This is a genomic window from Cryobacterium sp. TMT4-31, assembly GCF_004403385.1.
Taxonomy (GTDB): domain Bacteria; phylum Actinomycetota; class Actinomycetes; order Actinomycetales; family Microbacteriaceae; genus Cryobacterium; species Cryobacterium zongtaii.
Genome location: NZ_SOGI01000047.1, coordinates 1 through 23,778 on the forward strand (window position 1 = coordinate 1; position 23,778 = coordinate 23,778).

The following is a 23,778-nucleotide window of genomic DNA, read 5'->3' on the forward strand; positions in this document are numbered from 1 at the left end:
GAGCTGACCGGTACTAATAAGCCGATAATTTGATAACACTCAGTTTGAATAAGCTGCTATGCGTCCACTATGTGGTTCTCGATGTACGGTCGAGAACAAACGCCCTCCACGGAGGGCTCTATAACTAAAAAATATAGATTCGATTCACCATCACCAGGTGTTTCGGCGGCTATAGCAAGAGGGAAACGCCCGGTCACATTCCGAACCCGGAAGCTAAGACTCTTTGCGCCGATGGTACTGCAGGGGGGACCCTGTGGGAGAGTAGGACACCGCCGGACTTAACTTAGAAACACACAGAAAAGCCACCCCACCGGGGTGGCTTTTCTGCGTTTAACCCCCACCTAGCCCGGTTCCGCGAACTGTGAGAAAAGCACCAGGATGCGCGAGTTTTCGGTGCCTAACTCACGGCTCGCGGAGGCGGCCAGCCGTGATGTCCTGTAGACTAGAGCAATCGAAGCTTGATGGTTCGAAACGACTTGATGGCCGGCACCTAGGTGCGGGCATCGCACATTGTTTCGGCGGCCATAGCAAGAGGGAAACGCCCGGTCACATTCCGAACCCGGAAGCTAAGACTCTTTGCGCCGATGGTACTGCAGGGGGGACCCTGTGGGAGAGTAGGACACCGCCGGACTTAACTTAGTCAAAATGGCCACCCATTCGGGTGGCCATTTTGCCGTTAACGTACGCTGGAGAAGTAGTCCGGTACGTATAGCCACACCTACAGGAGATAAACAGTGACCCCCACGGAACGCAACGGGAACGACGCACGCGACAACGGGAGCGGCGATCGTCGCACCGGCGGCTACCAGGGTGGTCGCGGAGGGTCGGACCGACCCAACCAGGACGGCGCCCGCCCGCCGTACCGCGGCAATTCCGACCGCCCGCAGCGCGACGGAGACCGTCCGCCGTACCGTGGCAACACCGGCGGAAATGACCGTCCCCAGCGTGATGGCGATCGCCCTCCGTACCGTGGCAACTCCGACCGTCCGCAGGGCGGGGAGCGTGCACCGTACCGGGGTAACTCCGACCGTCCGCAGCGCGATGGCGACCGCCCGCCCTACCGCGGGAACAGCGATCGCCCGGCGTACCAGGGCAACTCGGACCGTCCCCAGCGCGATGGTGACCGTCCTCCCTACCGTGGCAACTCCGACCGTCCCGCGTACAAGGGCAACAGCGATCGTCCTTCCTACAACTCTGACCGTCCGCAGCGCGACGGCGACCGCCCTCCCTACCGCGGGAACAGCGACCGCCCGGCGTACCAGGGCAACTCCGACCGTCCGCAGCGCGACGGCGACCGTCCTCCGTACCGGGGCAACAGCGACCGTCCGGCATACAAGGGCAATTCCGACCGCCCGCAGCGCGATGGTGACCGTCCTCCCTACCGCGGCAACAGCGACCGCCCGGCATATAACTCGGACCGTCCGGCGTACAAGGGCAACTCGGACCGCCCGCAGCGCGATGGTGACCGTCCTCCCTACCGCGGCAACAGCGATCGTCCCGCGTACAACTCGGACCGTCCGGCATATAAGGGCAACTCCGACCGTCCGCAGCGTGATGGCGACCGTCCCGCGTACAAGGGCAACAGCGATCGTCCCGCGTACAAGGGCAACAGCGACCGTCCGCAGCGCGACGGTGACCGTCCCGCGTACAAGGGCAACAGCGACCGCCCCGCGTACAAGGGCAACTCCGACCGTCCGCAGCGTGACGGAGACCGTCCCGCGTACAAGGGCAACAGCGACCGCCCCGCGTACAAGGGCAACTCCGACCGTCCCCAGCGCGATACCGAGAACAAGCCGTGGCTGAAGGACAGTGCCCGCGGCGGCTCGCCGACCCGCGCCGGAGCTCCCCGCGACTCCGGCAAGAAACTGTGGACCCGCGAAGGCGCCCCCGCCCGCGGTGACCGCGACGCCCGCGTCGTCGAAGAGGAGATGACCGAAGAGCAGCGCATGCAGCGCGAGCTGCGTTCGGTGCGCCCGCGTCACGACGACCCCGAGCTGCCCGACGACATCACGTCCGAGGACCTCGACCGCATCGCCCGCAATGAGCTCAAGACCCTCACCAAGGACAACGCGGAAGCCGTGGGCCGTCACCTGGCCATGGCCGCCCGGGTCATCGAGGAAGACCCGGAGCTGGCGCACCGCCACGTCATGAGCGCCGCGCGTCGCGCCGGCCGCATCGCCGTGGTGCGCGAGAGCCTGGCCATCACGGCCTACGCCACCGGCGACTTCGCCCTGGCGTTGCGGGAACTCCGCACCTACCGCCGTATCTCGGGCTCCAACGCCCAGCTGCCGCTGATGGTGGACAGCGAACGCGGCGTAGGCCGCCCCGACCGCGCCCTGGAGCTGGGCCGTTCGGTGGACCGCTCCACCCTGCCCGCCGGCGTTCAGGTGGCCCTGGCCATCGCCATGTCCGGCGCCCGTCTCGACCTGGGGGAGACCGAGGCCGCGCTGAGCGAGCTCGAAATCGCCCAGCTCGACCCCAAGACCGCGTTCTCCTACAGCTCGGAGCTGTTCGCCGCCTACGCCGAGGTTCTCGAAGAACTCGGCCGCACCGACGAGGCCGACGTCTGGAACGAACGTGCCTCCCGCGCGGACGCCGCTCTGAACGGCGACGTCGACGAGACCATCGAGATCGTCGAACTCGACGAAGAATTCGATGAAGACGAGGACGAGGACGAGGACGCCGACCAGGATGAGGACGAGTCCGATCAGGACAACGCCGACACGCCCGACGAGCTCGAGACCGCCGACGACACCATCACCATCTCTGACACCGAAACTGACACCGAGGACGCTGCTTCATCCGATGACGAATCACACGACGACGCCAAGGGTGTGGACGAAGATCCTGAAACGACGCCCGTTGACTGAGCCGGCCACACCCCTGGCCGGCATCGACGTGGTCCTGGCCGACCTCGACGGTGTCGTCTACGCCGGCCCACACGCCATCCCGTACGCGATCGACGGCCTCAACAAGGCCGCTGAAAGCATCCGGGTGGGCTACATCACCAACAACGCATCACGCACGGATGCATCCGTGGCCGGCCACCTGACCGACCTCGGTCTCACCGTGGCGCCGTCCGACGTCGTCACCTCGCCCCAGGCAGCCATGCGGCTGCTCGTGGAGCAGGTGCCGGCCGGATCGCGGATCCTGGTGGTGGGCGGCGACGGTCTCGTCGACGAACTGCAGAAGCACGGCTTCGAGGTGACCCGGTCCGCCGAGGATTCCCCGGCCGCCGTGGTGCAGGGCTTCGCTCCTGACGTGGGCTGGACCCAGCTGGCCGAGGCCAGCTTTGCGCTGAACGCCGGCGTGACCCTGGACGGCGACTACCCGGGCATTCCGTGGATCGCGACGAATACCGACTGGACCATTCCGCAGGCCCGCGGCATCGCCCCGGGCAACGGCACCCTGGTCTCCGCGGTGCACACCGCGGTCGGGCGTCTGCCGCTCGTGGCCGGCAAGCCGGAGATCCCGATCTTCCTCGAGGCCATCAAACGCTTCGATGCCACCGCCCCGCTGTTCATCGGCGACCGGCTCGACACCGACATTCTCGGCGCCAACCGCGCTGGGATGCCGTCGGTGCTCGTGCTCACCGGCATCGACAAGGCCAAGCAGGCTCTGGCGGCCGGCCCCACGGAGCGTCCGACGTTCATCCTCGAGGACCTGCGCCAGCTGCACGAGCCCTACCCCGTGACGGTCTTCTCCAAGGACAAGTCCCAGGCCACGGTCGACGGCGCCAGCGTGCGCATCCACGGCGCCGACGTGGAGATCATGGCCGTCGGCGACGACGGAATCAACCTGTTGCGGGCCGCCTGCGCCGTGATCTGGGCGTCCGGCCGACCGATCTACGGCCTCAACGTTCCGGAGAGCCTCTATCTCGGACGGTAGCCTAGGAGGCGTGAGTGCAGACGGAGTAGATGCGGCCGGGCCGCCCAGTGCGCCGACCCCGGGTCGCCCGGGGCCGCGCCCGACGCCGTCTGCACCAGCGCCCGCGCCTACCGACGACGCACCCGCCCCGCCCGTGCTGGACGGTGACCTCGAGGCCCGCATCACGGCCACCGAGGCGCTGCCGCTCGAGGACCGGGCCGCGGCGTATCTCCAGCTGCACGACAGTCTGCGCGACCACCTCGAAGGTGGCGACGTGCCCCGATCGAAGGCCGAATGACCACCTCCAGCACGCCAGAGCCAGACCCCGAGATGGGGACCCAGCACGAGGACGCGCCGGAGCCGAGACGGTCGGCGCCACAGCCCACCAGCGTGCCGATCAGCACGCCACCGGCGTCCGCCGCTGAACCCACGGTTTCACCCACGGGGGAGCAGCGCCTGGATTCGGCGCTGTTCGAACGGAGCTTGGTGCGATCGCGCACCGTCGCCGCCCGGCTCATCACCGAGGGCCTGGTCACCGTGGACGGCAGCCCTGTCGTCAAGGCATCCGCCAAGGTGCGCGAGAGCCAGGTCATCGCCGTGGCCCCCACCGACCACTACGTGAGCCGCGGAGCGCACAAGCTCGTTGCCGCGCTCGACGCGTTCGATCTACCGGTCGCCGGCCGCACCGCGATGGATGCCGGTGCCTCCACCGGCGGCTTCAGCCAGGTGCTGCTCGAACGCGACATCGCCCGGATCATCGCCGTCGACGTGGGCCACGGCCAGCTGTCGCCGACCATCAAGGCCGACCAGCGGGTGACGCTCGTCGAGGGCTTCAACCTGCGCTACGCCACCGCGGAGTCCATCGCGGGAGCCTCCGGCATCACCGAGCAACCCGACCTCGTCGTCGGCGACCTCTCGTTCATCTCCCTCACCACGGTCCTGCCGGCCCTGGTCGCCACCGCAACCGAGGGTGCCGACTTCGTGCTGCTGATCAAACCCCAATTCGAGGTCGGTCGCGGCGGCATCCGGGAGGGTGTCGTGCACAACGCCGGACTTCGCGCCGACGCCGTCGCCGGTGTGCTCTGGGCCGCCTGGGACCTGGGGCTCGGCGTGAACGGCCTGATCGCGTCGCCGATCGCCGGGGCCGCAGGCAACCACGAGTATCTCGTGTGGCTGAGACGTGGAACCGGAACTAATCCGACAGAATGGATCGATCGGATATCCATCCTGGTGGGAGCGTGACGCGCATGACCGCAACGCCACGACACATCCTCGTCGTCGCCCACACCGGCCGTCAGGACTCCCTCGAAGCCGCGGCCACCGTCTGCGAACAGCTGATCGCCGCCGGCGCCGTACCGGTGCTGGCCGCCGAGGAACGCGCCGACCTGCTGGCGTCCTGCCCGCAACTGAACGGCAGCACCGCCGTGCTCGGCGAGACCGTGCAGGCCACCGACCTGGAACTCGTGATCGTGCTCGGCGGCGACGGCACCATCCTGCGCGCCGCCGAGATCGTGCGCGGCTGCTCCGCGCCGCTGCTGGGCATCAACCTGGGCCACGTGGGATTCCTGGCCGAAAGCGAACGCGACGACCTCGGCGAGGCCGTGCGTCGCGCCCTGCTGCGCGACTACCTCGTGGAGGAGCGCATGACGCTCTCGGTGAGGGTGAAGGTGGACCATGAGGTGGTCTACGAAACCTGGGCGCTCAACGAGGCCACCGTCGAAAAGGCCAGCAGGCAGCGGATGATCGAGGTCATCATCGAGGTCGACGGCCGCCCGCTGTCCGCCTTCGGCTGCGACGGCGTGGTGCTGTCCACCCCCACCGGGTCGACCGCCTACTCGTTCTCCGCCGGGGGACCGATCGTCTGGCCGAGCCTGGACGCCCTGCTGCTCGTGCCGTTGAGCGCCCATGCCCTGTTCGCCCGCCCCCTCGTCGTCGGACCGGACTCCTCCCTCGCCGTGGAGATCCTCGCCCGCGGCGACAGCACCGCGGTGCTCTGCGCCGATGGCCGTCGCGTGCATGATCTGCCGCCCGGCGCCCGGGTGGTCGTGCGACGCTCACCGGTTCCGGTACGTCTCGCCCGGCTGCACAGCGGCCCGTTCACCGACCGATTGGTGAACAAGTTCAACCTGCCCATCACGGGCTGGCGGGGCCCGGTCGGACGTGAGTGAGGTGACCGCATGATCGAAGAACTCGTCATCCGCGACCTCGGCGTGATCAAGGAAGCCACCCTGCCGCTCGGCCCCGGCTTCACCGCCATCACCGGCGAGACCGGCGCGGGCAAGACCATGGTCGTCACCGCGCTCGGCCTGCTGCTGGGCGAGCGCGCCGACCCGGGCACCGTGCGCGCCGGCCAACCGCAGAGCTGGGTGGAGGGCCGCTGGCTGATCGCCCCCGACGGGCCCGTCGCCCAGCGGGTGCGGGACGCCGGAGGAGACCTCGACGGCCCCGAGCTGCTGCTCAGCCGTTCGGTGTCGGCCGAAGGCCGCAGCCGCGCCGTCGTCGGCGGCCGCAGCGCCCCCGCCGGGGTGCTCGGCGACCTCGGCGGTGACCTCGTCGTCGTGCACGGCCAGTCCGACCAGGTGCGCCTGCGGTCCACCTCCGCGCAGCGCGGGGCGCTGGACCGGTTCGCCGGCCCCGAACTCACCGAGGCCCTCATGGCCTTCCAGCACGTCTACCACCGCTGGCACGCCAACCAAGCCGAACTCGACCTGCTCATCGCCGAGCAGGACCGCCGGGCCCGAGAAGCCGAAGACCTGCGCCTGCGGATCGCCGAGATCGAGCTCGCCGCCCCGCAGCGCGGCGAAGACGACGAACTCGCCGGCCGCGCCGAACGGCTCGGTAACCTCGAAGAACTCCGGCTGGCCGCCGCCTCGTCTCGCGAACTGCTCTCGGCCGAGGAATCCACCGACGACACGCCCGATGTCGTCGCCCTGCTCGAATCCGCCCGCCGCCAGCTGGACCGGGCCGCCGCACACGACCCGGTGCTGCCGCCGCTGGCCGAGGCCCTCGCCAACGCCGGCTTCATCGTCGCCGACATCGCCGCACAACTCTCCAGCTACCTCGCCGGCCTGGACGCCGACGGCGCCAGGGAACTCGAGGTGGTGCAGGAGCGCCGCGCCGAGCTGAGCGTACTCTCGCGCAAGTTCGTCGGCGGCCTCGACGAGGCCATCGACTTTCTCGACACCGGCAGCAGTCGCCTGCTCGAGCTCGACAGCGACTCCGACCGGATCGACGCCCTGCGCGCGGACACGACCGCCGACCGCGACCTCGTGCAGCGGCTCGCCGAGGCGCTCACCGGCATCCGCGTCACCGCGGCCGCCGCGCTCGGCGCCGCCGTGACAACCGAACTGGCCGCGCTAGCCATGCCGGACGCCCGCCTGGTGGTGGAGATCGACCGGCTGGACGAGGTCTCGGTGACCGGCCACGACCTGGTGCGCATCATGTTGCAGCCCCACGCGGGCGCCGAGCCGCGGGCACTGGCGCGTGGCGCATCCGGGGGCGAGCTGTCGCGGGTGATGCTGGCCATCGAGGTCGTCATCAACGCCACCGACCCTGTGCCCACCTTCGTCTTCGACGAGGTCGACGCCGGAGTGGGCGGCGCGGCCGCGATCGAGATCGGCCGGCGACTCGCCCGACTCGCAGAAACCGCCCAGGTGATCGTGGTCACCCACCTCGCCCAGGTGGCGGCGTTCGCCGGCAACCACCTCAGCGTCGTCAAGGACAGCCATGGCTCGGTCACCGCGAGCAGCGTACGCCAGCTCACCGGCGACGACAGGGCCGCCGAGATGGCCCGGCTGCTCTCCGGACTGCCCGACTCCGCCAGCGGCCTCGAGCACGCTCGCGAGCTCATTGAACTTGCCCACTCAACTCGCTCCAACGGAGAGGCCCCAGCTAGGTGATAGGATCGAAGCCCGTGGTGAACATTACAAACGCGGACAATTCAGACGGCATTACGAAGCACATTTTTGTGACCGGTGGTGTCGTTTCTTCATTGGGTAAAGGCCTGACGGCGGCAAGCCTCGGCAACCTCCTGACTGCTCGCGGCGTACGCGTCGTCATGCAGAAGCTGGACCCCTACCTCAACGTCGACCCGGGCACGATGAACCCGTTCCAGCACGGTGAAGTCTTCGTCACCGACGACGGCTCGGAGACCGACCTCGACATCGGCCACTACGAGCGCTTCCTCGACATCAACCTCACCCAGGCGGCGAACGTCACCACCGGTCAGGTCTACTCACAGGTCATCGCCCGCGAACGCCGCGGCGAGTACCTCGGCGACACCGTCCAGGTCATCCCGCACATCACCGACGAGATCAAGCGACGGATGCGCCTGCAGGCCAGCGACGAGCCGCGCCCCGACGTCATCATCACCGAGGTCGGCGGCACCGTCGGCGACATCGAGTCGCAGCCCTTCATCGAGGCCGCCCGCCAGGTGCGCCACGAGCTGGGCCGCAAGAACGTCTTCTTCGTGCACGTGTCGCTGGTGCCGTTCATGGCCGCCTCCGGTGAGCAGAAGACCAAGCCCACCCAGCACTCCGTCGCAGCGCTCCGCTCTCTCGGTATCCAGCCGGATGCCCTGGTGCTGCGCAGCGACCGCCCCGTCTCCGAATCCAACAAGCGCAAGATCGCGCTGATGTGCGACGTCGAAGAAGACGCTGTCGTCAACTGCGTCGACGTGCCCAGCATCTACGAGATTCCCGCCGTGCTGCACGAGCAGGGTCTGGACAAGTACATCACCGACGCCCTGAGCCTGCCGGTCAAGGACGTGGACTGGACCGCCTGGCAGCGCGTGCTCGACGCCGTGCGCGAGCCCAAGCACGAGGTCACCATCGGCCTGGTCGGCAAGTACATCGACCTGCCCGACGCGTACCTGTCGGTGACCGAGGCGCTGCGCGCCGGCGGTTTCGCCCAGCAGACCAAGGTCAAGCTCGAGTGGATCGCTTCGGACACCTGCGAGACGCCCGAAGGCGCCGCGGCGATGCTCGCCGAGCTCGACGGCATCTGCGTGCCCGGCGGCTTCGGCGTGCGCGGCATCGAGGGCAAGCTCGGCGCCCTCAAGTTCGCCCGCGAGAACGCCATCCCCGTGCTCGGCCTGTGCCTGGGCCTGCAGTGCATGGTCATCGAATACGCCCGCAACAAGGCCGGCCTCGACGGCGCCTCGTCGAGCGAGTTCGAGCCCGAGACCGAGTTCCCCGTGATCGCGACAATGGAAGAGCAGGTCGAGATCATCGCCGGCGGCGACCTGGGCGGCACCATGCGCCTCGGCCTGTACCCGGCCAACCTCGCCGACGGGTCCATCGTTGCCGAGCTCTACGGCGCCCCGGTCGCGTCCGAGCGTCACCGTCACCGCTACGAGGTGAACAACAACTACCGCGCCCAGATCGCCGAGGCCGGCCTGTGGTTCTCCGGCACCTCGCCCGACGGCCACCTCGTCGAGTACGTGGAGCTGCCCCGCGCCGAGCACCCGTTCTACGTGGGCACCCAGGCCCACCCCGAACTGCGCTCACGCCCCAGCCACGCGCACCCGCTGTTCGTCGGCCTGATCGGTGCGGCCCTGGACCGCCAGCAGGCCAGCCGCCTGTTCGAGGTCAAGGAAGATGCCTGAGACCCTCGCCGCCCGCGCCGAAGCCGACGCGTTGCTGCCCCGCATCGAGGATGAGCCGGCACCGACCGCGCTGACCTCCAGTGCGGTGCGGTTCGACGGTCACGTGTGGAACATCCGCCAGGACGCGTTCGACTACAACGGCGCCGAGATCGTGCGTGAGTACGTCGACCACCCCGGTGCGGTCGCGATTCTCGCCCTCGACGACCAGGACCGGGTGCTGCTGATCCAGCAGTACCGGCACCCGGTGCGGATGCGGGAGTGGGAGCTGCCCGCCGGGCTGCTCGACGTCGACGGCGAACACGCTCTTATCGGCGCCCAGCGCGAGCTGGCCGAGGAGACCGACGTCGTCGCATCCGAGTGGAATGTGCTCACCGAGTTCTACACGTCCCCGGGCGGCAGCAACGAAGTGATCCGCATCTACCTGGCCCGCGGCCTGTCGCCGGCCACCGAGGCCTTCGACCGCACCGACGAGGAAGCCGACATGGTCACCCGCTGGGTGTCCCTGGACGACGCCGTTGACGCCGCGCTGGCCCGCCGGGTGCAGAACCCGTCGCTTGTTGTCGGTGTGCTGGCTGCCGCCGCCTCCCGCTCCCGCGGCTGGGCGTCGTTGGCGCCGGCCGACCTGCCTTGGCCGCGGCATCCGAACAACTGGGACCACACGGTGTGACCGGCCCCGCGCTCATCGAGCCGGCCGTGCACTCGTACTTGCGGCATGTCTCGATTGAACGCGGGCTGAGCGCCAACACCGTCGCCGCCTACCGGCGCGACCTGGTGATCTACGCCGGCTGGCTCACGGATGCCGAGATCACCGATCTGCGCGCCGTGACCGGGCCGCAGGTGAGCGCGTTCGTGCAGCACCTGGGCAGTCGCACCGAATCGCCGCTGACCGCGGCCTCCGTCGCGCGGATCCTGAGCACCGTGCGCGGCTTCCACCGGTTCCTGCTCGAGGAATCGCTGGTGGACGTGGACGTGGCGCACGAGACCAAACCGCCCAAGCTCGGCCTGCGGCTGCCCAAGGCCATCTCGATCGAGCAGGTGAACGCGCTGCTGGCCGCGACCGACGGGGAGGAACTGCAGCAGCTGCGCGACAAGGCGCTGCTCGAACTGCTCTACGCCACCGGGGCGCGGGTGTCCGAGGTGGTCAACCTCAACGTGGACGACATGCTCGAGGAAGACGTGGTGCGGCTCACCGGCAAGGGCAACCGGCAGCGCATCGTGCCCGTCGGCAGCTTCGCCCGGGCCGCCGTGGACGCGTACCTGGTGCGGGCCCGACCGGTGTTGTCGGGGCGGGGTAAGTCCACCCCGGCGCTGTTCCTCGGCGTGCGGGGGCATCGGGTGAGCCGGCAGAACGCCTGGTTGATCATCCGGGCCGCCGCGGAACGCGCCCAGCTGGGCATCGAGGTGTCGCCGCACACGCTGCGGCACTCGTTCGCCACCCACCTGCTCTCCGGCGGCGCCGACGTGCGCGTGGTGCAGGAACTGCTCGGTCACTCGTCGGTGGCCACCACCCAGATCTACACCCTCGTCACCATCGACACCCTCCGCGACGTGTACACCACGGCGCACCCCCGCGCCCGCTGACCCGCGCCGCCCGCCGGTGACCTGTGTGTGTGTGTGTTTCGCAGGCAAGGGCGGCCACAATGGGGGAGTGACCCGTACCTCAACACCACCGCCCGCACCGACGCCGGCCGGCCGCTTCGGCATCCGCCGCAATCTGCTGCGGCCCGAGGACTCCACCAGCTCCGACCGGGTCACCTACGTCGAGCTGTTCTTCGACCTGATCTTCGTCTTCGCGCTCACCCAGCTCTCCCGCTACCTCTACGAGAACCAGTCCTGGGAGGGTGCCCTCGAGTCGGCGATGCTGGTGCTCGCGCTCTGGTGGGTGTGGGTCTACACGACCTGGGTGACCAACTGGCTCGACCCGGCCAAGCTGCCCGTGCGCGGCGTGGTGCTGGGCCTGTCGCTGGTGGGGTTCGTGGTGAGCGTCTCGATCTACGAGTCGTTCGGCGACCGCGGCATCGTCTTCGCGCTGGCCTACTCGGTGCTGCAACTGGGCCGCACGGCCTTCATGGTGCTCGCCGTGGCCCGGCACGACGCCGAGCTGCGCCGCACCTTCGTGCGGATCCTGATCTGGCTGGCTCTCTCGAGCGTGTTCTGGATCGTCGGGGCGCTGCTGCCGTTGCAATATCGGCTGCCGCTCTGGCTGATCGCCCTGGCCATCGAGTACCTCTCCGCCGGGGTCGGCTTCCGGGTGCCGGGACTCGGCGCGTCCGGCATCGACCAGTGGAACCTCTCCGGCCCGCACATCGCCGAGCGCAGCGCCCTGTTCGTGATCATCGCCCTGGGCGAATCGCTGCTGGTCACCGGATTCGCGTTCGTCGCGAAGGAATCTTCGGCGGCGAGCATCCTGGGCATGCTGCTCGCGTTCGGTGCGACCGTGGCGATGTGGTGGCTGTACTTCGACCACAGCGAACGCGCCGGCGCCAAGGCCATCGCCGCCGCCGCGGAGCCCGGTCGCATCGCCCGGCTCGCGTACACCTACGTGCACGCCGTGATCATCGCCGGCATCGTGCTCACCTCGGTGGCCGACAAAGAAGTGCTCACGCATCCGCACGCGGAGATGACCCTGTCCACCGCGGTGGTCCTGGTGGGAGGGCCGGCGCTCTACGTGCTGGGGATGCTGCTGTTCCGGCTCGTCGTGGCGCGGGAGCTGCTCGTGTCGTACCTGGTGGGCCTCGGGGCGCTGCTGGTTGCGTTCGGCGCGGCCTTCGAGCTCACCCCACTGCAGCTGGGCTCGGTGACCACCGGGGTGCTCGTGATCGTGGCTGGCTGGGAGACCGTGGTGCGGGTGCGCCGGGGCACCGACGACAAGAAGGCCGGCTGACTCAGCCGGCGAGGCAGCTGGCGGCACACCGGGGAATCTGGCCGGGCTGGGCCTCTCGGCTCGGTAGAATCAACCAAGTGAACTGCATGACGGATCGAGGACAGCCCAGTGGCGCGTAGAACGGATAGCCGGACGCAGCTTCCCGGACTCGAGGAACCACCCACCGGTGCAACCGGTCGCCCGCTGCAGGTGTTCGATGAGCCCGCCCCGCTGAAAAGCCACGGCCCGGCGCGCATCGTCTCGCTGTGCAACCAGAAGGGCGGCGTCGGCAAGACGACGACCACCATCAACCTGGGAGCGGCACTGGCCGGCTACGGCCGCCGGGTGCTCGCCATCGACTTCGACCCGCAGGGCGCCCTGTCGGCCGGTCTCGGCGTGCCCACGCACGACGTCACCACCATCTACGACCTGCTCCTGAGCGGCTCCAAGGATCCCAAGGAAGCCATCCAGCAGACCTCCGTCGTGGGTCTGGACATCATCCCGGCCAACATCGACCTCTCCGCCGCGGAGGTGCACCTCGTCAACGAGGTCGCCCGCGAGCAGATTCTCGCCCGGGTGCTGCGCAAGGTCTCCAACGATTACGACGTGATCCTCATCGACTGCCAGCCGTCGCTGGGCATCCTCACCGTCAACGCCCTCACCGCCAGCCACGGCGTGCTGATCCCGCTGGAGTGCGAGTTCTTCGCCCTGCGCGGGGTGGCGCTGCTCATCGAAACCATCGACAAGGTGCGCGACCGGCTCAACCCGGCCATCGAACTCGACGGCATCCTGGCCACCATGTACGACTCCCGCACCCTGCACTCGCGCGAGGTACTCGAACGGGTCGTTGACGCGTTCGGCGACCGGGTGCTCGACACCGTCATCGGCCGTACGGTCAAATTCCCGGATGCCAGTGTCGCGGGGGTGCCGATCACCGAGTTCGCTCCGGAACACGCCGCCGCCAAGGCCTACAAGCAGGCGGCGCGGGAACTGATCCAGCGTGGCGCGGTCGCCTAAGCGCACCTCGGCCGCTTCGGCCCGCGTCGCGGCGACCACCGCCACGACCCACACCCGCACGGCCGGCACCGGCACGCTCGAGTCCATCGGCGACGCCGGTACACCCGCGCCCGGCTTCTCGGTGGCTCTGCAGAACTTCGAGGGACCGTTCGACCTGCTGCTCTCGTTGATCGGCAAGCACGAACTCGATATCACCGAGATCTCGCTGAGCCGGGTCACCGACGAGTTCATCTCCTACCTGCGCGGGCTCGACGCCGCCGAGGAGCTCGACCAGGCCACCGAGTTCCTCGTCGTGGCCGCCACCCTGCTCGACCTCAAACTGGTCGGGCTGCTGCCGCAGGGCGAACTGGTGGATGCCGAGGACGTGGCGCTGCTCGAGGCCCGCGACCTGCTCTTCGCCCGGCTGTTGCAGTACCGGGCGTTCAAGACCGCGTCGGAGTGGTTCCTCGAACGCCTCGAGCACGAGGCCACCCGCCATGTGCGCTCGGTGCGGCTCGAGGAGAAATACCGTACGACCACGCCGGAGCTCGTGTGGACGTTGTCGCTGGGCGATTTCGGCGCGCTGGCGGCGTTGGCGCTCACGCCGCGAGAGCTGCCGACCGTGGGGCTGGAGCATTTGCACGCGCCGCTGGTCAGCATCCGGGAGCAGGCGGCGATCGTGGTGGCGATGTTGCGGGCCAACCGAAGCCTGACGTTTCGGGAGCTGATCGTGGACTGCGCCGAGAAGGGGCTCGTGATCGCCCGTTTTCTTGCCGTGCTGGAGCTGTACCGGCACGGGGCTCTGACCTTCGACCAGCTCGAACCGCTGGGCGAGCTCAGTTTGCACTGGGATGCCGAGGGCTGGTCGGATGACAATCTTGCGAACCTTGGAGGCGATTATGAGTCTTGATGCCAGTGTGACGACCCTTGACGAGGTCTCGACAGGCTCGACCGACGGGAATCGCTCGAACGGCGGCGGGGGAGCGGTGGCCATTGAGCGGCGGCTCGAGGCGATTTTGATGGTGGCGGATGAGCCGCAGAGCCTGGTGCACCTGGCCACTGCGGTCGCGCATCCGCTCGTGGACGTACGCGCGGCCATCCTGCGGCTGGTCGCCGACTTCGACGGGGTCGACGGCACCGTGCGGCGCGGCTTCGAACTGCGCGAGGTGGCCGGCGGCTGGCGCATCTACGTGCGCGCGGAGCACGACCCGGTGGTGGCCGATTTTGTGCTCACCCAGAACCCCAGCCGGCTCTCCCAGGCAGCCCTGGAGACCCTCGCGGTGATCGCTTACAAGCAACCGATCAGCCGCGGCGCGGTAGCCTCGATTCGGGCCGTTAACGTCGACTCGGTCGTGCGCACCCTCCTGGGCCGCGGATTGATCACCGAGGCCTTCACCGATAGCGAGACCGGCGCGATCAATTACGCCACCACCGACCTGCTGCTCACCCAGCTGGGAATCAACTCGCTCGACGAGTTGCCACTAATTTCGCCGTTGCTCGCCGACGGTGCGAACGGATTCGAGGATCTACCATGACCGACCACAACGACGGCTACACCGACACCAGCAGCACCAACCCGGACTTCGCCACCAACCCCGAGGCCGCCGCCGACGGCATCCGCCTGCAGAAGGTGCTCTCCGCCGCGGGCGTCGCCTCCCGCCGGGTCAGCGAAGAAATGATCAGCTCCGGTCGGGTGCGGGTCAACGGCAAGGTCGTCACCGAACTCGGACGCCGCGTGCACCCCGAGACCGACAAGATCGCCGTGGACAACGTCGCCGTGCAGCTGGACACCAGCCGCCGCTACGTAATGCTGAACAAGCCCGTCGGCGTGGTCTCCTCCATGCAGGATGAGAGCGGCCGGCCGGACCTCCGCCAGTTCACGCAAGGGTACGAGGAGCGCCTCTTCAACGTGGGCCGCCTCGACGCCGCCACCAGCGGCCTGCTGATCCTCACCAACGACGGCGACCTTGCCCACGTTCTCGCGCACCCCTCCTTCGGCGTCGCCAAGACCTACATCGCCAAGGTCGAGGGCCGCGTCTCGGCGCAGACCATCGGCAAGCTGCAGAGCGGCATCGAACTGGAGGACGGCCCCATCGCCGCCGACAAGGCCCGCATCCTCACCAGCCCTCCCGGCGACGGCTTCACCCTGGTGGAGCTGACCCTGCACTCCGGCCGCAACCGCATCGTGCGCCGGATGATGGACGCCGTCGGCCACCCCGTCGTGGACCTGGTGCGCCGCCAGTTCGGGCCGCTGCAGCTGGGCACCCTCCGCTCCGGCGCCGTGCGCGACCTCACTAAGGTGGAACTCGGTCAGCTGCTCACGGTGTCCCGCGCCGAAGTGCAGAAGTAGCCCGCAGCATCCGTTTCACCCTGTCACCCGCGCAAGTTTGGAGCCGAACGTGGTCGAGTCTCGCCTGATCGGGCCGGTGCGTGTCGTCGGCGCAGGTCTCCTGGGAACCAGCATCGGCCTGGGGCTGAGCGCCCGGGGCATCGACGTGATCCTCGCCGACGCCTCGCCGACCAACCTGTCGCTGGCCATCGACTACGGCGCCGGCCGCGCTGCCACACCCGCCGACGCGCCCCAGCTGATCGTGGTGTGCGTGCCGCCGGACGTGACCGCCGACATCGTCGCCCGTGAACTCGAGGCGTTCCCCGACGCGATCGTGACGGATGTGGCCAGCGTCAAGCTGGCCCCGCTGACCGAGTTGCGCGCCCGCGGCGCCGACACGTCCCGCTACATCGGCTCGCACCCCCTCGCCGGCCGGGAACGCGGCGGACCGCTCGCCGGCCGCGCCGACCTGTTCATCGGCCGGCCCTGGGTGGTCGCCGCGCACGATGACATCAGCTACCAGCGCGCCACCGCGATCGACGACCTGATCCTCGACCTCGGCGCCACCCTGGTGGAGATGACCCCGGAAGAGCACGACAAGGGTGTCGCCCTGGTCTCGCACGTGCCCCAGGTGGTGGCCACCCTGATGGCCCGCCGCCTCACCGATGCTCCCGCCTCCGCGCTGAACCTCGCCGGGCAGGGCCTGCGCGACGTCACCCGCGTCGCCGCGAGCGACCCGGAACTGTGGGTGCAGATCCTCGGTGCCAACCCCGCGCCGGTACGCGAGATCCTGCTCGCGCTGCGCGACGACCTGGACCGGTTCATCGGCGCCCTCGCCGACCCATCCGCCCCCGGCGCCCGCCGTCAGGTGGCCGAGGAGATCGCCGGCGGCAACACCGGCGTGGCCCGGCTGCCCGGCAAGCACGGCCAGGACCGCCGTTACGCCAGCCTCACCGTGATGGTCGACGACACCCCCGGCCAGCTCGCCCGCCTGTTCAACGAAATCGGCGAGGCCGGCGTCAACCTCGAGGACCTGCGCCTCGAACACTCCCCGGGAGCCCAGATCGGGCTCGCCGAGATCAGCATCCTCCCCGAGGCGGTCAGCCGCCTCACCACTGAGCTGGCCGCCCGCGGCTGGCGGATTGTCGGTTAGACATTTGAGTAAGCACTCCTACCCCCTGTTCGTTGCGATCGACGGGCCGGCCGGCAGCGGCAAGTCCAGCGTGAGCCGGGCCGTGGCCCGCAAGCTCGGTTACGGCTACCTCGACACCGGCGCCGCCTACCGGGCGCTGGCCTGGTTGGTCATCGACCAGGAGGTTGACCCGCAGAACTCCGCCGCGGTCAGCGCACTGCTGCCCAGCTTCGACTACACGATCGGCACCGAACCGGATGCCTATTTCGTGCGGGTGGGGGAGACCGACGTCACCGACGCCATCCGTGAACCGCAGATCTCGGCCGCGGTCAGCGCAATCGCCCGGGTCCCCGCGGTGCGCAGCCACCTGACCGAGCTGTTCCGCCGCATCGCCCGGGCGGTTCCGCAGCCCGGCGTGGTGGTCGAAGGTCGCGACATCACCACAGTCGTCGCACCCGAGGCCGAGGTCCGCATTCTACTCACAGCAACCGAAGAGGCTAGAATGGCTAGGCGCTCTGCGGAAATATCAACCCAATCGGCCCACACCGTGGCGGAACAGCTGCGATCGAGGGATCGCGCCGACTCCCAGGTAGTGGAATTCATGAGCGCCGCAGACGGTGTGACCACCGTCGACTCCACCCATCTCGACTTCGACCAGACCATTGACGCGGTTGTAGAGGTCATCAATACCGCGAGGAACTCGCATGACTAATCAATTCGACGACACGACGATCCCCGAACTCGACCCGGAAATCGCATCGCGCCTGACCGACCTCGACGAGGACGACGCCCTGATCACTCAGCGCGCCACCGCGCTGCGCACCGGCCTGAACGAATACGACCTTGACGACGAGGACTTCGACGTTCTCGACTCGGTCTCCGATGACCCCGACGCGATCCAGTACCTGCCGGCCCTGCCGGTCATCGCGATCGTCGGCCGCCCCAACGTGGGCAAGTCCGCGCTCGTGAACCGCATCCTCGGCCGCCGCGAGGCCGTCGTGGAGGACACCCCCGGCGTGACCCGCGACCGGGTCACCTACAAGGGTGAATGGCACGAACGCCGCTTCAGCCTCGTCGACACCGGCGGCTGGGAGCCCGACGCCAAGGGCATCGACGCGTCCGTGGCCATGCAGGCCGAACTGGCCATCGAGCTGTGCGACGTCGTCATGTTCGTCGTGGACTCCAACGTGGGCCCGACCTCCACCGACGAGGCCGTCGTCAAGCTGCTGCGTCGCAGCGGCAAGCCGGTCTTCCTCATCGCCAACAAGGTCGACGACATCCGTCAGGAGCCCGAAGCGGCCAGCCTGTGGGCGCTCGGCCTCGGCCAGCCCTGGCCGGTCTCCGCGCTGCACGGCCGCGGCGTTGCCGACCTGCTCGACGCGATCCTCGAGAAGCTCCCCGAGATCTCCAACGTCGCCAAGCAGGAAGTGGGCGGCCCGCGCCGCGTCGCGATCCTGGGACGCCCGAACGTGGGCAAGTCCAGCCTGCTGAACAAGGTCGTCGGCGAAGAGCGTGTTGTTGTCAACGCGCTGGCCGGCACCACCCGCGACCCGGTCGACGAGCAGGTTGAGCTCGGCGGCAAGGTCTGGCGTTTCGTCGACACCGCCGGCATCCGTCGTCGCGTGCACCTCTCTCAGGGCGCCGACTTCTACGCGTCACTGCGCACCAGCGCGGCCCTGGAAAAGGCCGAGGTGGCCGTGGTGCTCATCGACGTCACCGAGGTCATCAGCGAGCAGGACGTGCGCGTCATCGACTTGGTTCTCGAGTCCGGCCGTGCGCTGGTACTCGCGTTCAACAAGTGGGACCAGATCGACGACGACCGTCGCCGCTACCTGGAGCGTGAGATCGAGCAGGACCTGGCCCACGTGGCCTGGGCCCCGCGCGTGAACATCTCGGCCAAGACCGGCCGTCACATGGAGAAGCTGGTTCCGGCCCTCGAGCTCGCACTCGAGTCGTGGGACACCCGCGTTGCCACCGGCAAGTTCAACGCGTTCCTCGCCGAGCTGGCCGCGGAGCACCCGCACCCGGTGCGCAGTGGCAAGCAGCCACGCATCCTGTTCGGCACCCAGGCCTCCAGCCGCCCGCCGACCTTCGTGATCTTCACCACCGGGTTCCTTGACCCGGGCTACCGCCGGTTCATCCAGCGTCGTCTGCGTGAGGTCTACGGCTTCGCCGGCAGCCCGATCAACATCAGCATGCGGGTGCGCGAGAAGCGCAAGCGCTAACCCGACCGCCGGCTATCCGGCAGGTTCGATCAGGCCGTGTGCCGCATCTTCGGATGCCGGCACGCGGCTTTTTCGTGTGTGCCCGCGGAATCACGCCGCACGGTTGGCGCAAGCTTTGCTCAAGGGCCGCCTAAGGACAACGCAACCCTAGCGACCCGATCCCAGCGCTGGTGCGGAAACGGAAACCTGAACCCGCAAGCTGAGGTTGAAGGTACCCCCAAACGAGGGGGTTTCCCGCGCCGGTGACATTGTCTTATGTTCTAACTGCTGGCAGAACCCACCCGGTTCCACCGGCACCGCCCAATCAACGAGCCTCACCCGGCCCGTGATCCACACCGGAGTGCTCCACTTCGACATTCCTCAGTACATCGAGCTCACGCCCAGGTTCGACCGCATCATCCGCAGCATCCGCCGGCCCCGAAACCCGCGGAACGCTCGCCAGCTCGCGGCCGCTCCAGCTTCCTCTTCCCCCTCAGCCGTCCGCTTCCTAGAGCGGCGCTGGGCGCACCACGTAGCCCTTCCGACATTTCCGTGTCCCTGCATTTCGTTGCGACCTGGTCTAAACGAGAACCCGAACTCTCGACCGCTGATCCAGCGAGATCCCTGGCCCTATTCCAAGGATGAATTCACTGTGCCCTCGAAGTCCCTAGCTTCGCCTGCCCGCAAACGCCAACTCGGCGCCGAACGCAGCACCCAGCCCCTTCCCACCGTTCACGACATCCCCAGCGACGCCAAAATCATCTGGGGTCGACTCGCCATCATCAGCACTGTGCTGGCCTGGCTCGCGTACGTCATCTACACAATCCTGCGTCAGTTCCTCAACAACGGCGCCGAGAGCTTCCGGTTCACCACCGAGGCCGTCTCCTACGTGATCGTGGTGACCTTCCTCACCTTCTCCGCGCTGCTGTACCTGGTAGCCCGGCAGGGTGCACTTCAACGGTTCCGCGACCACGTGCGGGTACCCCGTGCCGAACTCGACGGACACTTCGCCAACCACCAGGGTTCACTCACCGTGCTGGTGCCTTCCTACAGCGAGGAACACGGCGTGGTGCGGGCAACTCTGTGGTCGGCCGCGTTGCAGGAGTATCCCGACCTGCGCATCGTGCTGTTGCTTGACGACCCGCCGCACCCGACCGACCCGGCCGTCGCCGCCCAGCTGCGGTCCTCCCGCAGCATAGCCCGGGACATCGAACTGGCCCTGGCGGTACCGAAGAACCGGTTCGCCGAAGAGCTGTTGATCTGCGAGATCGAACTCGCTGACGACCAGCAGCCCACCCAACGGGCCGTGCAGCGCCTCGCCGACAGCTACCAGTGGGCTGCCCGCTGGCTGCAGGCGATGGCCTCCGCCGAGACCATCGATGACCACGTCGACACCTTCTTCGTGGAGCAGGTGCTCGGTGGCCTTGCCGCGGAACTCTCCCTCACCGGCGCAGCGCTGACCGCGGCCGCGCGGGAGGGCACCGCCCCCAGCGCCGCCCGGATGCTGGAGCTGCACCGCCGGTTGCTCTGGACCTTCTCCGCCGAGCTGGACACCTTCGAGCGCAAACTGTTCTCGTCGCTGTCGCACGAGGCCAACAAGGCGATGAACCTCAACGCGTACATCGGTCTGATGGGTCGCCGGTTCCAGCGCGAGGAGGGGCCGGACGGCACCATCCTGCGCCCGGTCGCCGACGATGCACCAGCCGACTATGTGGTGCGCGACTCCGAGTATCTGCTCACCCTCGACGCCGACTCGCTGCTGCTGCGCGACTACTGTCTGCGCCTGGTCTACTTCCTCGAACAGCCCGACAACGCCAGAGTCGCCGTCACCCAGACGCCGTACTCGTCGTTCCGCGGCGCCCCCACCCGCATCGAGCGGCTCGCCGGCGCCACCACCGACATCCAGCACATTCTGCACCAGGGCCTGTCGCACTACGGCGCCACCTTCTGGGTGGGGGCGAACGCCGTGATCCGCAAGGTGGCCTTGGAAGACATCGTCGAGGTGGAAACCGTGGGCGGCTTCGAGGTGCGCCGCTACGTGCAGGACCGCACCGTGATCGAGGACACCGAGTCCAGCATCGACCTGGGCACCCACGGCTGGTCGCTGACGAACTACCCCGAGCGACTCAGCTACAGCGCCACCCCGCCCGACTTCGGTTCGCTCATCGTGCAGCGTCGCCGCTGGGCCAACGGTGGGCTGCTGATCCTGCCCAAGCTCTGGCGCCAGCTGCGTGAGCGCCGCCGCCAGGGCCACCCGATCAGCGTGATCGAACTGGCGCTGCGGGTGAACTACATGGCCAGCATCGCCTGGGCCAGCTTCGGCCTGATCTTCCTGCTCGCCTACCCCTACGACAGCCGGCTGCTCAGCCCCGTCGTTGTGCTCGCCGCCGTGCCGTACTTCCTCGCGATGGGCAGCGACCTGCGGTCCTGCGGCTACAAGTTCAGCGACATCCTGCGCATCTACGGCTTCAACCTGATCCTGCTGCCGGTGAACCTCGCCGGGGTGCTCAAGTCGATGCAGCAGGCCGTGACCAGCAAGAAGATCCCGTTCGCCCGCACCCCCAAGGTGCGCAACCGCACGGCCGCGCCGCTGCTGTTCGTGGTGGTGCCGTACGTGATCGTCGCGTTCTCCGCGCTCACCCTGTGGCGCGATGTGTCGCAAGGGAACTGGGGCAACGCCTTGTTCGCCGGGTTCAATGCCCTGCTGGCCGTCTTCGCGATTGCTGCCTACATCGGTCTGTGGAACTCGATCGTGGATGTCTGGCTCGGCTTGACCCAGTGGATGTTCGTCGAACGCGCCCCCCGCCGCAGTGTCGCCGTCGAGGCGCCTCAACCGCTGGAGCCCGTCCTGGACTGGCGCGCGGTGATCTATCACGGCCACGCAGTGGGCGAGCTGCCCAGCGACGTGGAAGTGATCACCGGACCGTTCGTGAACCAGCCCGGCTCAAAGAGCACCAAGCAGGGAGCACTCAAATGAGCGCCGTAGAACCCGGCGCATCAGCGCCCACCGCCCCCGAGACCGTCACCGCGGTCGCCAAGCCGCGTCGGCGCCTCTCGGTGGTGCGGGTCTTCCTCGGTGTGGTGCTCGTCGTGGCGTTGTCCAGCGGCGGTTACCTCGGCTGGCAGTGGTGGGGTTCGGCGCAGGCCGCCGAGGCCTACGACCCCTGGTTCGCCGGCTACGTCGACGTGACCGCCACCCCCACCTACGACTTCGAGGCGTCGGCCGACCGGGCCGGCAGCGACGTGGTGCTCTCATTCATCGTTGCTGACGCCGAGGAGCCCTGCACGCCCAGCTGGGGCACCTATTACACCCTGGATGAGGCTGCGGACGAGCTGGACCTCGACCGCCGGCTGGCCCGGGTGACCCAGCTCGACGGTCAGGTCATCGTCTCCTTCGGCGGCCTGCTCAACACCGAACTCGGCACCGGCTGCACCGACACCGAGAAGCTCACCGCCGCCTACGCCGCGGTGCTCGACCGGTACGACGTGACCACCATCGACCTCGATCTCGAGGGGGACAACCTCACCGACAGTGCGGCGGCCAAACGCCGGGCCACCGCCCTCGCCGACCTGCAGGCCGACCGCCGCGCCGACGGTGAGGACCTTGCGGTGTGGCTGACCCTGCCCGTGGGCACCTTCGGTCTCACCGAAGACGGCACCGACGCGGTCACCGCCATGCTCGACGCCAAGGTGGACCTGGCCGGGGTGAACCTGATGACCATGGACTACGGCAGCAGCAAGGACGCCGACGAGACCATGGCCGAGGCATCCATTCGCGCCGTCACGGCCGCGCACCGGCAGATCGGCACCCTGTACAGCCGGGCCGGCACCCAGCTGACGGATGCCACGGTGTGGTCGAAGATCGGCATGACGCCCATGGCCGGCCAGAACGACGTGCCCGACGAGGTCTTCGACCTCGACGACGCCCGTGCCGTGAACACGTTCGCGCGGGAACAGAAGATCGGCCGGATGTCGTTGTGGTCCCTCAACCGGGACACCACCTGCGGATCGAACTACGCCGACCTCACCCGGGTGTCGGACTCCTGCAGCGGCATCGATCAGGGCGATGAGAAGTTCGTGGACGTGCTGGGCAAGGGCTTCACCGGCCGCCCCGTTCACGCGGCGGCGTCGGTGACCACCGACGAGGCCAAGGAGATCGAGTCGATCGTCGACGACCCTGACACCAGCCCGTACTCGATCTGGGCGGAGGAATCCTCCTACCTCGAGGGCACCAAGGTGGTTTGGCACAAGAACGTCTACCAGACCAAGTGGTGGACGCGCGGTGACCTGCCCGACAACCCGGTGCTCAACGAGTGGGAGACACCATGGGTGCTGATCGGCCCGGTGATGCCGGGGGAGACCCCGATCCCCAAGCCCACCCTGCCCGCCGGCACCTACCCCACCTGGGACGGCACCGCCATCTACGAGAAGAGCGCCCTGATCCTCTTCGACGGGGTTCCCTACGAGAGTAAATGGTGGAATCAGGGCGAGAGCCCGGATGCCGCGGCCGCGGACCCGGACGGTTCACCGTGGTCCGTGCTGCCCGACGCCGAGGTGCAGAAGCTCCTCGAAGCTCTCTCCTAACAGGTTTTTGGGCGGGGGAGGCCCAAACATAGATATGCCCGGGGCGGTGGTTAGGGCACCGCCCCGGGCATTCCCACGTCAGCGCTTGCGCGCGGAGGAGCTAGCTGTGCTGCCCAGGGACGTTGGTCGAGGTGTGATTCAGCTGTAGACGGGTGAGGACCTCCGGTCGAGAGTGGAGCTGTCTAGTTCTCTCACTGT

Annotated in this window: 19 protein-coding genes and 2 rRNA genes; all 21 read left to right on the top strand. The window is 68.3% G+C overall.

The annotated features are described in order from the left end of the window. Positions 1-161: 161 nt before the first annotated feature. Positions 162-278, top strand: a 5S ribosomal RNA gene (gene rrf / locus E3T19_RS11285). Positions 279-514: 236 nt separating this feature from the next. Then, positions 515-631, top strand: a 5S ribosomal RNA gene (gene rrf, locus E3T19_RS11290). Between the two features lie 103 nt (positions 632-734). Then, positions 735-2,870, top strand: coding sequence for a primosomal protein (locus E3T19_RS19185; RefSeq protein ID WP_174776713.1), 2,136 nt, complete (start codon positions 735-737; stop codon positions 2,868-2,870). Then, positions 2,806-3,888, top strand: a complete 1,083-nt coding sequence (locus tag E3T19_RS11300) for an HAD-IIA family hydrolase (RefSeq protein ID WP_134408837.1) — start codon at positions 2,806-2,808, stop codon at positions 3,886-3,888. Before E3T19_RS19185 ends, E3T19_RS11300 begins: the two co-directional genes overlap by 65 nt. Before the next feature lie 10 nt (positions 3,889-3,898). Further along, entirely contained in the window at positions 3,899-4,165 is a 267-nt protein-coding gene (locus tag E3T19_RS11305; protein ID WP_134408838.1) for a hypothetical protein, read from the top strand. Beyond that, complete coding sequence (locus E3T19_RS11310; RefSeq protein ID WP_241980186.1) at positions 4,162-5,109, top strand: TlyA family RNA methyltransferase; 948 nt, start codon at positions 4,162-4,164, stop codon at positions 5,107-5,109. The genes E3T19_RS11305 and E3T19_RS11310 overlap by 4 nt, the downstream gene beginning before the upstream one ends. 5 nt (positions 5,110-5,114) lie before the next feature. Beyond that, a complete protein-coding gene (locus E3T19_RS11315) occupies positions 5,115-6,035 on the top strand; it encodes an NAD kinase (protein ID WP_088455761.1) in 921 nt (306 codons plus the stop codon). A gap of 9 nt (positions 6,036-6,044) precedes the next feature. Further along, a complete protein-coding gene (gene recN, locus E3T19_RS11320) occupies positions 6,045-7,766 on the top strand; it encodes a DNA repair protein RecN (RefSeq protein WP_134408839.1) in 1,722 nt (573 codons plus the stop codon). Positions 7,767-7,816: 50 nt separating this feature from the next. Then, entirely contained in the window at positions 7,817-9,472 is a 1,656-nt protein-coding gene (locus tag E3T19_RS11325; protein WP_174776715.1) for a CTP synthase, read from the top strand. Continuing rightward, positions 9,465-10,139, top strand: a complete 675-nt coding sequence (locus tag E3T19_RS11330; RefSeq protein WP_134408840.1) for an NUDIX hydrolase — start codon at positions 9,465-9,467, stop codon at positions 10,137-10,139. The genes E3T19_RS11325 and E3T19_RS11330 overlap by 8 nt, the downstream gene beginning before the upstream one ends. Beyond that, the gene (gene xerD, locus E3T19_RS11335; RefSeq protein WP_241980188.1) at positions 10,136-11,053 is read left to right on the top strand and encodes a site-specific tyrosine recombinase XerD; all 918 of its coding nucleotides are present in this window, start codon (positions 10,136-10,138) and stop codon (positions 11,051-11,053) included. The genes E3T19_RS11330 and xerD overlap by 4 nt, the downstream gene beginning before the upstream one ends. Positions 11,054-11,120: 67 nt before the next feature. Then, the gene (locus tag E3T19_RS11340; RefSeq protein WP_198418785.1) at positions 11,121-12,356 is read left to right on the top strand and encodes a low temperature requirement protein A; all 1,236 of its coding nucleotides are present in this window, start codon (positions 11,121-11,123) and stop codon (positions 12,354-12,356) included. Between the two features lie 108 nt (positions 12,357-12,464). Further along, complete coding sequence (locus E3T19_RS11345) at positions 12,465-13,352, top strand: ParA family protein (RefSeq protein ID WP_088455765.1); 888 nt, start codon at positions 12,465-12,467, stop codon at positions 13,350-13,352. 85 nt (positions 13,353-13,437) lie between these two features. Beyond that, positions 13,438-14,241 (top strand): ScpA family protein, encoded by an 804-nt coding sequence (locus E3T19_RS11350; protein WP_240632484.1) that lies wholly within the window; start codon positions 13,438-13,440, stop codon positions 14,239-14,241. Then, a complete protein-coding gene (locus E3T19_RS11355) occupies positions 14,231-14,866 on the top strand; it encodes an SMC-Scp complex subunit ScpB (RefSeq protein WP_088455766.1) in 636 nt (211 codons plus the stop codon). The genes E3T19_RS11350 and E3T19_RS11355 overlap by 11 nt, the downstream gene beginning before the upstream one ends. After that, positions 14,863-15,681 (top strand): pseudouridine synthase, encoded by an 819-nt coding sequence (locus E3T19_RS11360; protein WP_103478981.1) that lies wholly within the window; start codon positions 14,863-14,865, stop codon positions 15,679-15,681. The genes E3T19_RS11355 and E3T19_RS11360 overlap by 4 nt, the downstream gene beginning before the upstream one ends. Positions 15,682-15,730: 49 nt before the next feature. Continuing rightward, on the top strand, positions 15,731-16,813 hold the full coding sequence (locus E3T19_RS11365) for a prephenate dehydrogenase (protein ID WP_241980190.1): 1,083 nt from the start codon (positions 15,731-15,733) through the stop codon (positions 16,811-16,813). 4 nt (positions 16,814-16,817) lie between these two features. Next, positions 16,818-17,504: a (d)CMP kinase gene (gene cmk, locus E3T19_RS11370; protein WP_134408841.1), complete on the top strand. Its 687-nt coding sequence runs from the start codon at positions 16,818-16,820 to the stop codon at positions 17,502-17,504. After that, on the top strand, positions 17,497-19,017 hold the full coding sequence (der, locus tag E3T19_RS11375) for a ribosome biogenesis GTPase Der (protein WP_088455769.1): 1,521 nt from the start codon (positions 17,497-17,499) through the stop codon (positions 19,015-19,017). Before cmk ends, der begins: the two co-directional genes overlap by 8 nt. A 631-nt stretch (positions 19,018-19,648) precedes the next feature. Next, the gene (locus E3T19_RS11380) at positions 19,649-21,973 is read left to right on the top strand and encodes a glycosyltransferase family 2 protein (protein WP_134408842.1); all 2,325 of its coding nucleotides are present in this window, start codon (positions 19,649-19,651) and stop codon (positions 21,971-21,973) included. Continuing rightward, entirely contained in the window at positions 21,970-23,580 is a 1,611-nt protein-coding gene (locus E3T19_RS11385) for a chitinase (RefSeq protein ID WP_134408843.1), read from the top strand. Before E3T19_RS11380 ends, E3T19_RS11385 begins: the two co-directional genes overlap by 4 nt. The last annotated feature ends 198 nt before the right edge of the window (positions 23,581-23,778 follow it).

Bases quoted from the DNA above. Each gene is read 5' to 3' on its own strand.
- E3T19_RS11355 (WP_088455766.1), top strand. From the start codon at position 14,231: ATGAGTCTTGATGCCAGTGTGACGACCCTTGACGAGGTCTCGACAGGC.
- E3T19_RS11360 (WP_103478981.1), top strand. From the start codon at position 14,863: ATGACCGACCACAACGACGGCTACACCGACACCAGCAGCACCAACCCG.
- recN (WP_134408839.1), top strand. From the start codon at position 6,045: ATGATCGAAGAACTCGTCATCCGCGACCTCGGCGTGATCAAGGAAGCC.
- der (WP_088455769.1), top strand. From the start codon at position 17,497: ATGACTAATCAATTCGACGACACGACGATCCCCGAACTCGACCCGGAA.
- E3T19_RS11300 (WP_134408837.1), top strand. From the start codon at position 2,806: ATGACGAATCACACGACGACGCCAAGGGTGTGGACGAAGATCCTGAAA.
- E3T19_RS11385 (WP_134408843.1), top strand. From the start codon at position 21,970: ATGAGCGCCGTAGAACCCGGCGCATCAGCGCCCACCGCCCCCGAGACC.
- E3T19_RS11310 (WP_241980186.1), top strand. From the start codon at position 4,162: ATGACCACCTCCAGCACGCCAGAGCCAGACCCCGAGATGGGGACCCAG.
- E3T19_RS11315 (WP_088455761.1), top strand. From the start codon at position 5,115: ATGACCGCAACGCCACGACACATCCTCGTCGTCGCCCACACCGGCCGT.
- E3T19_RS11330 (WP_134408840.1), top strand. From the start codon at position 9,465: ATGCCTGAGACCCTCGCCGCCCGCGCCGAAGCCGACGCGTTGCTGCCC.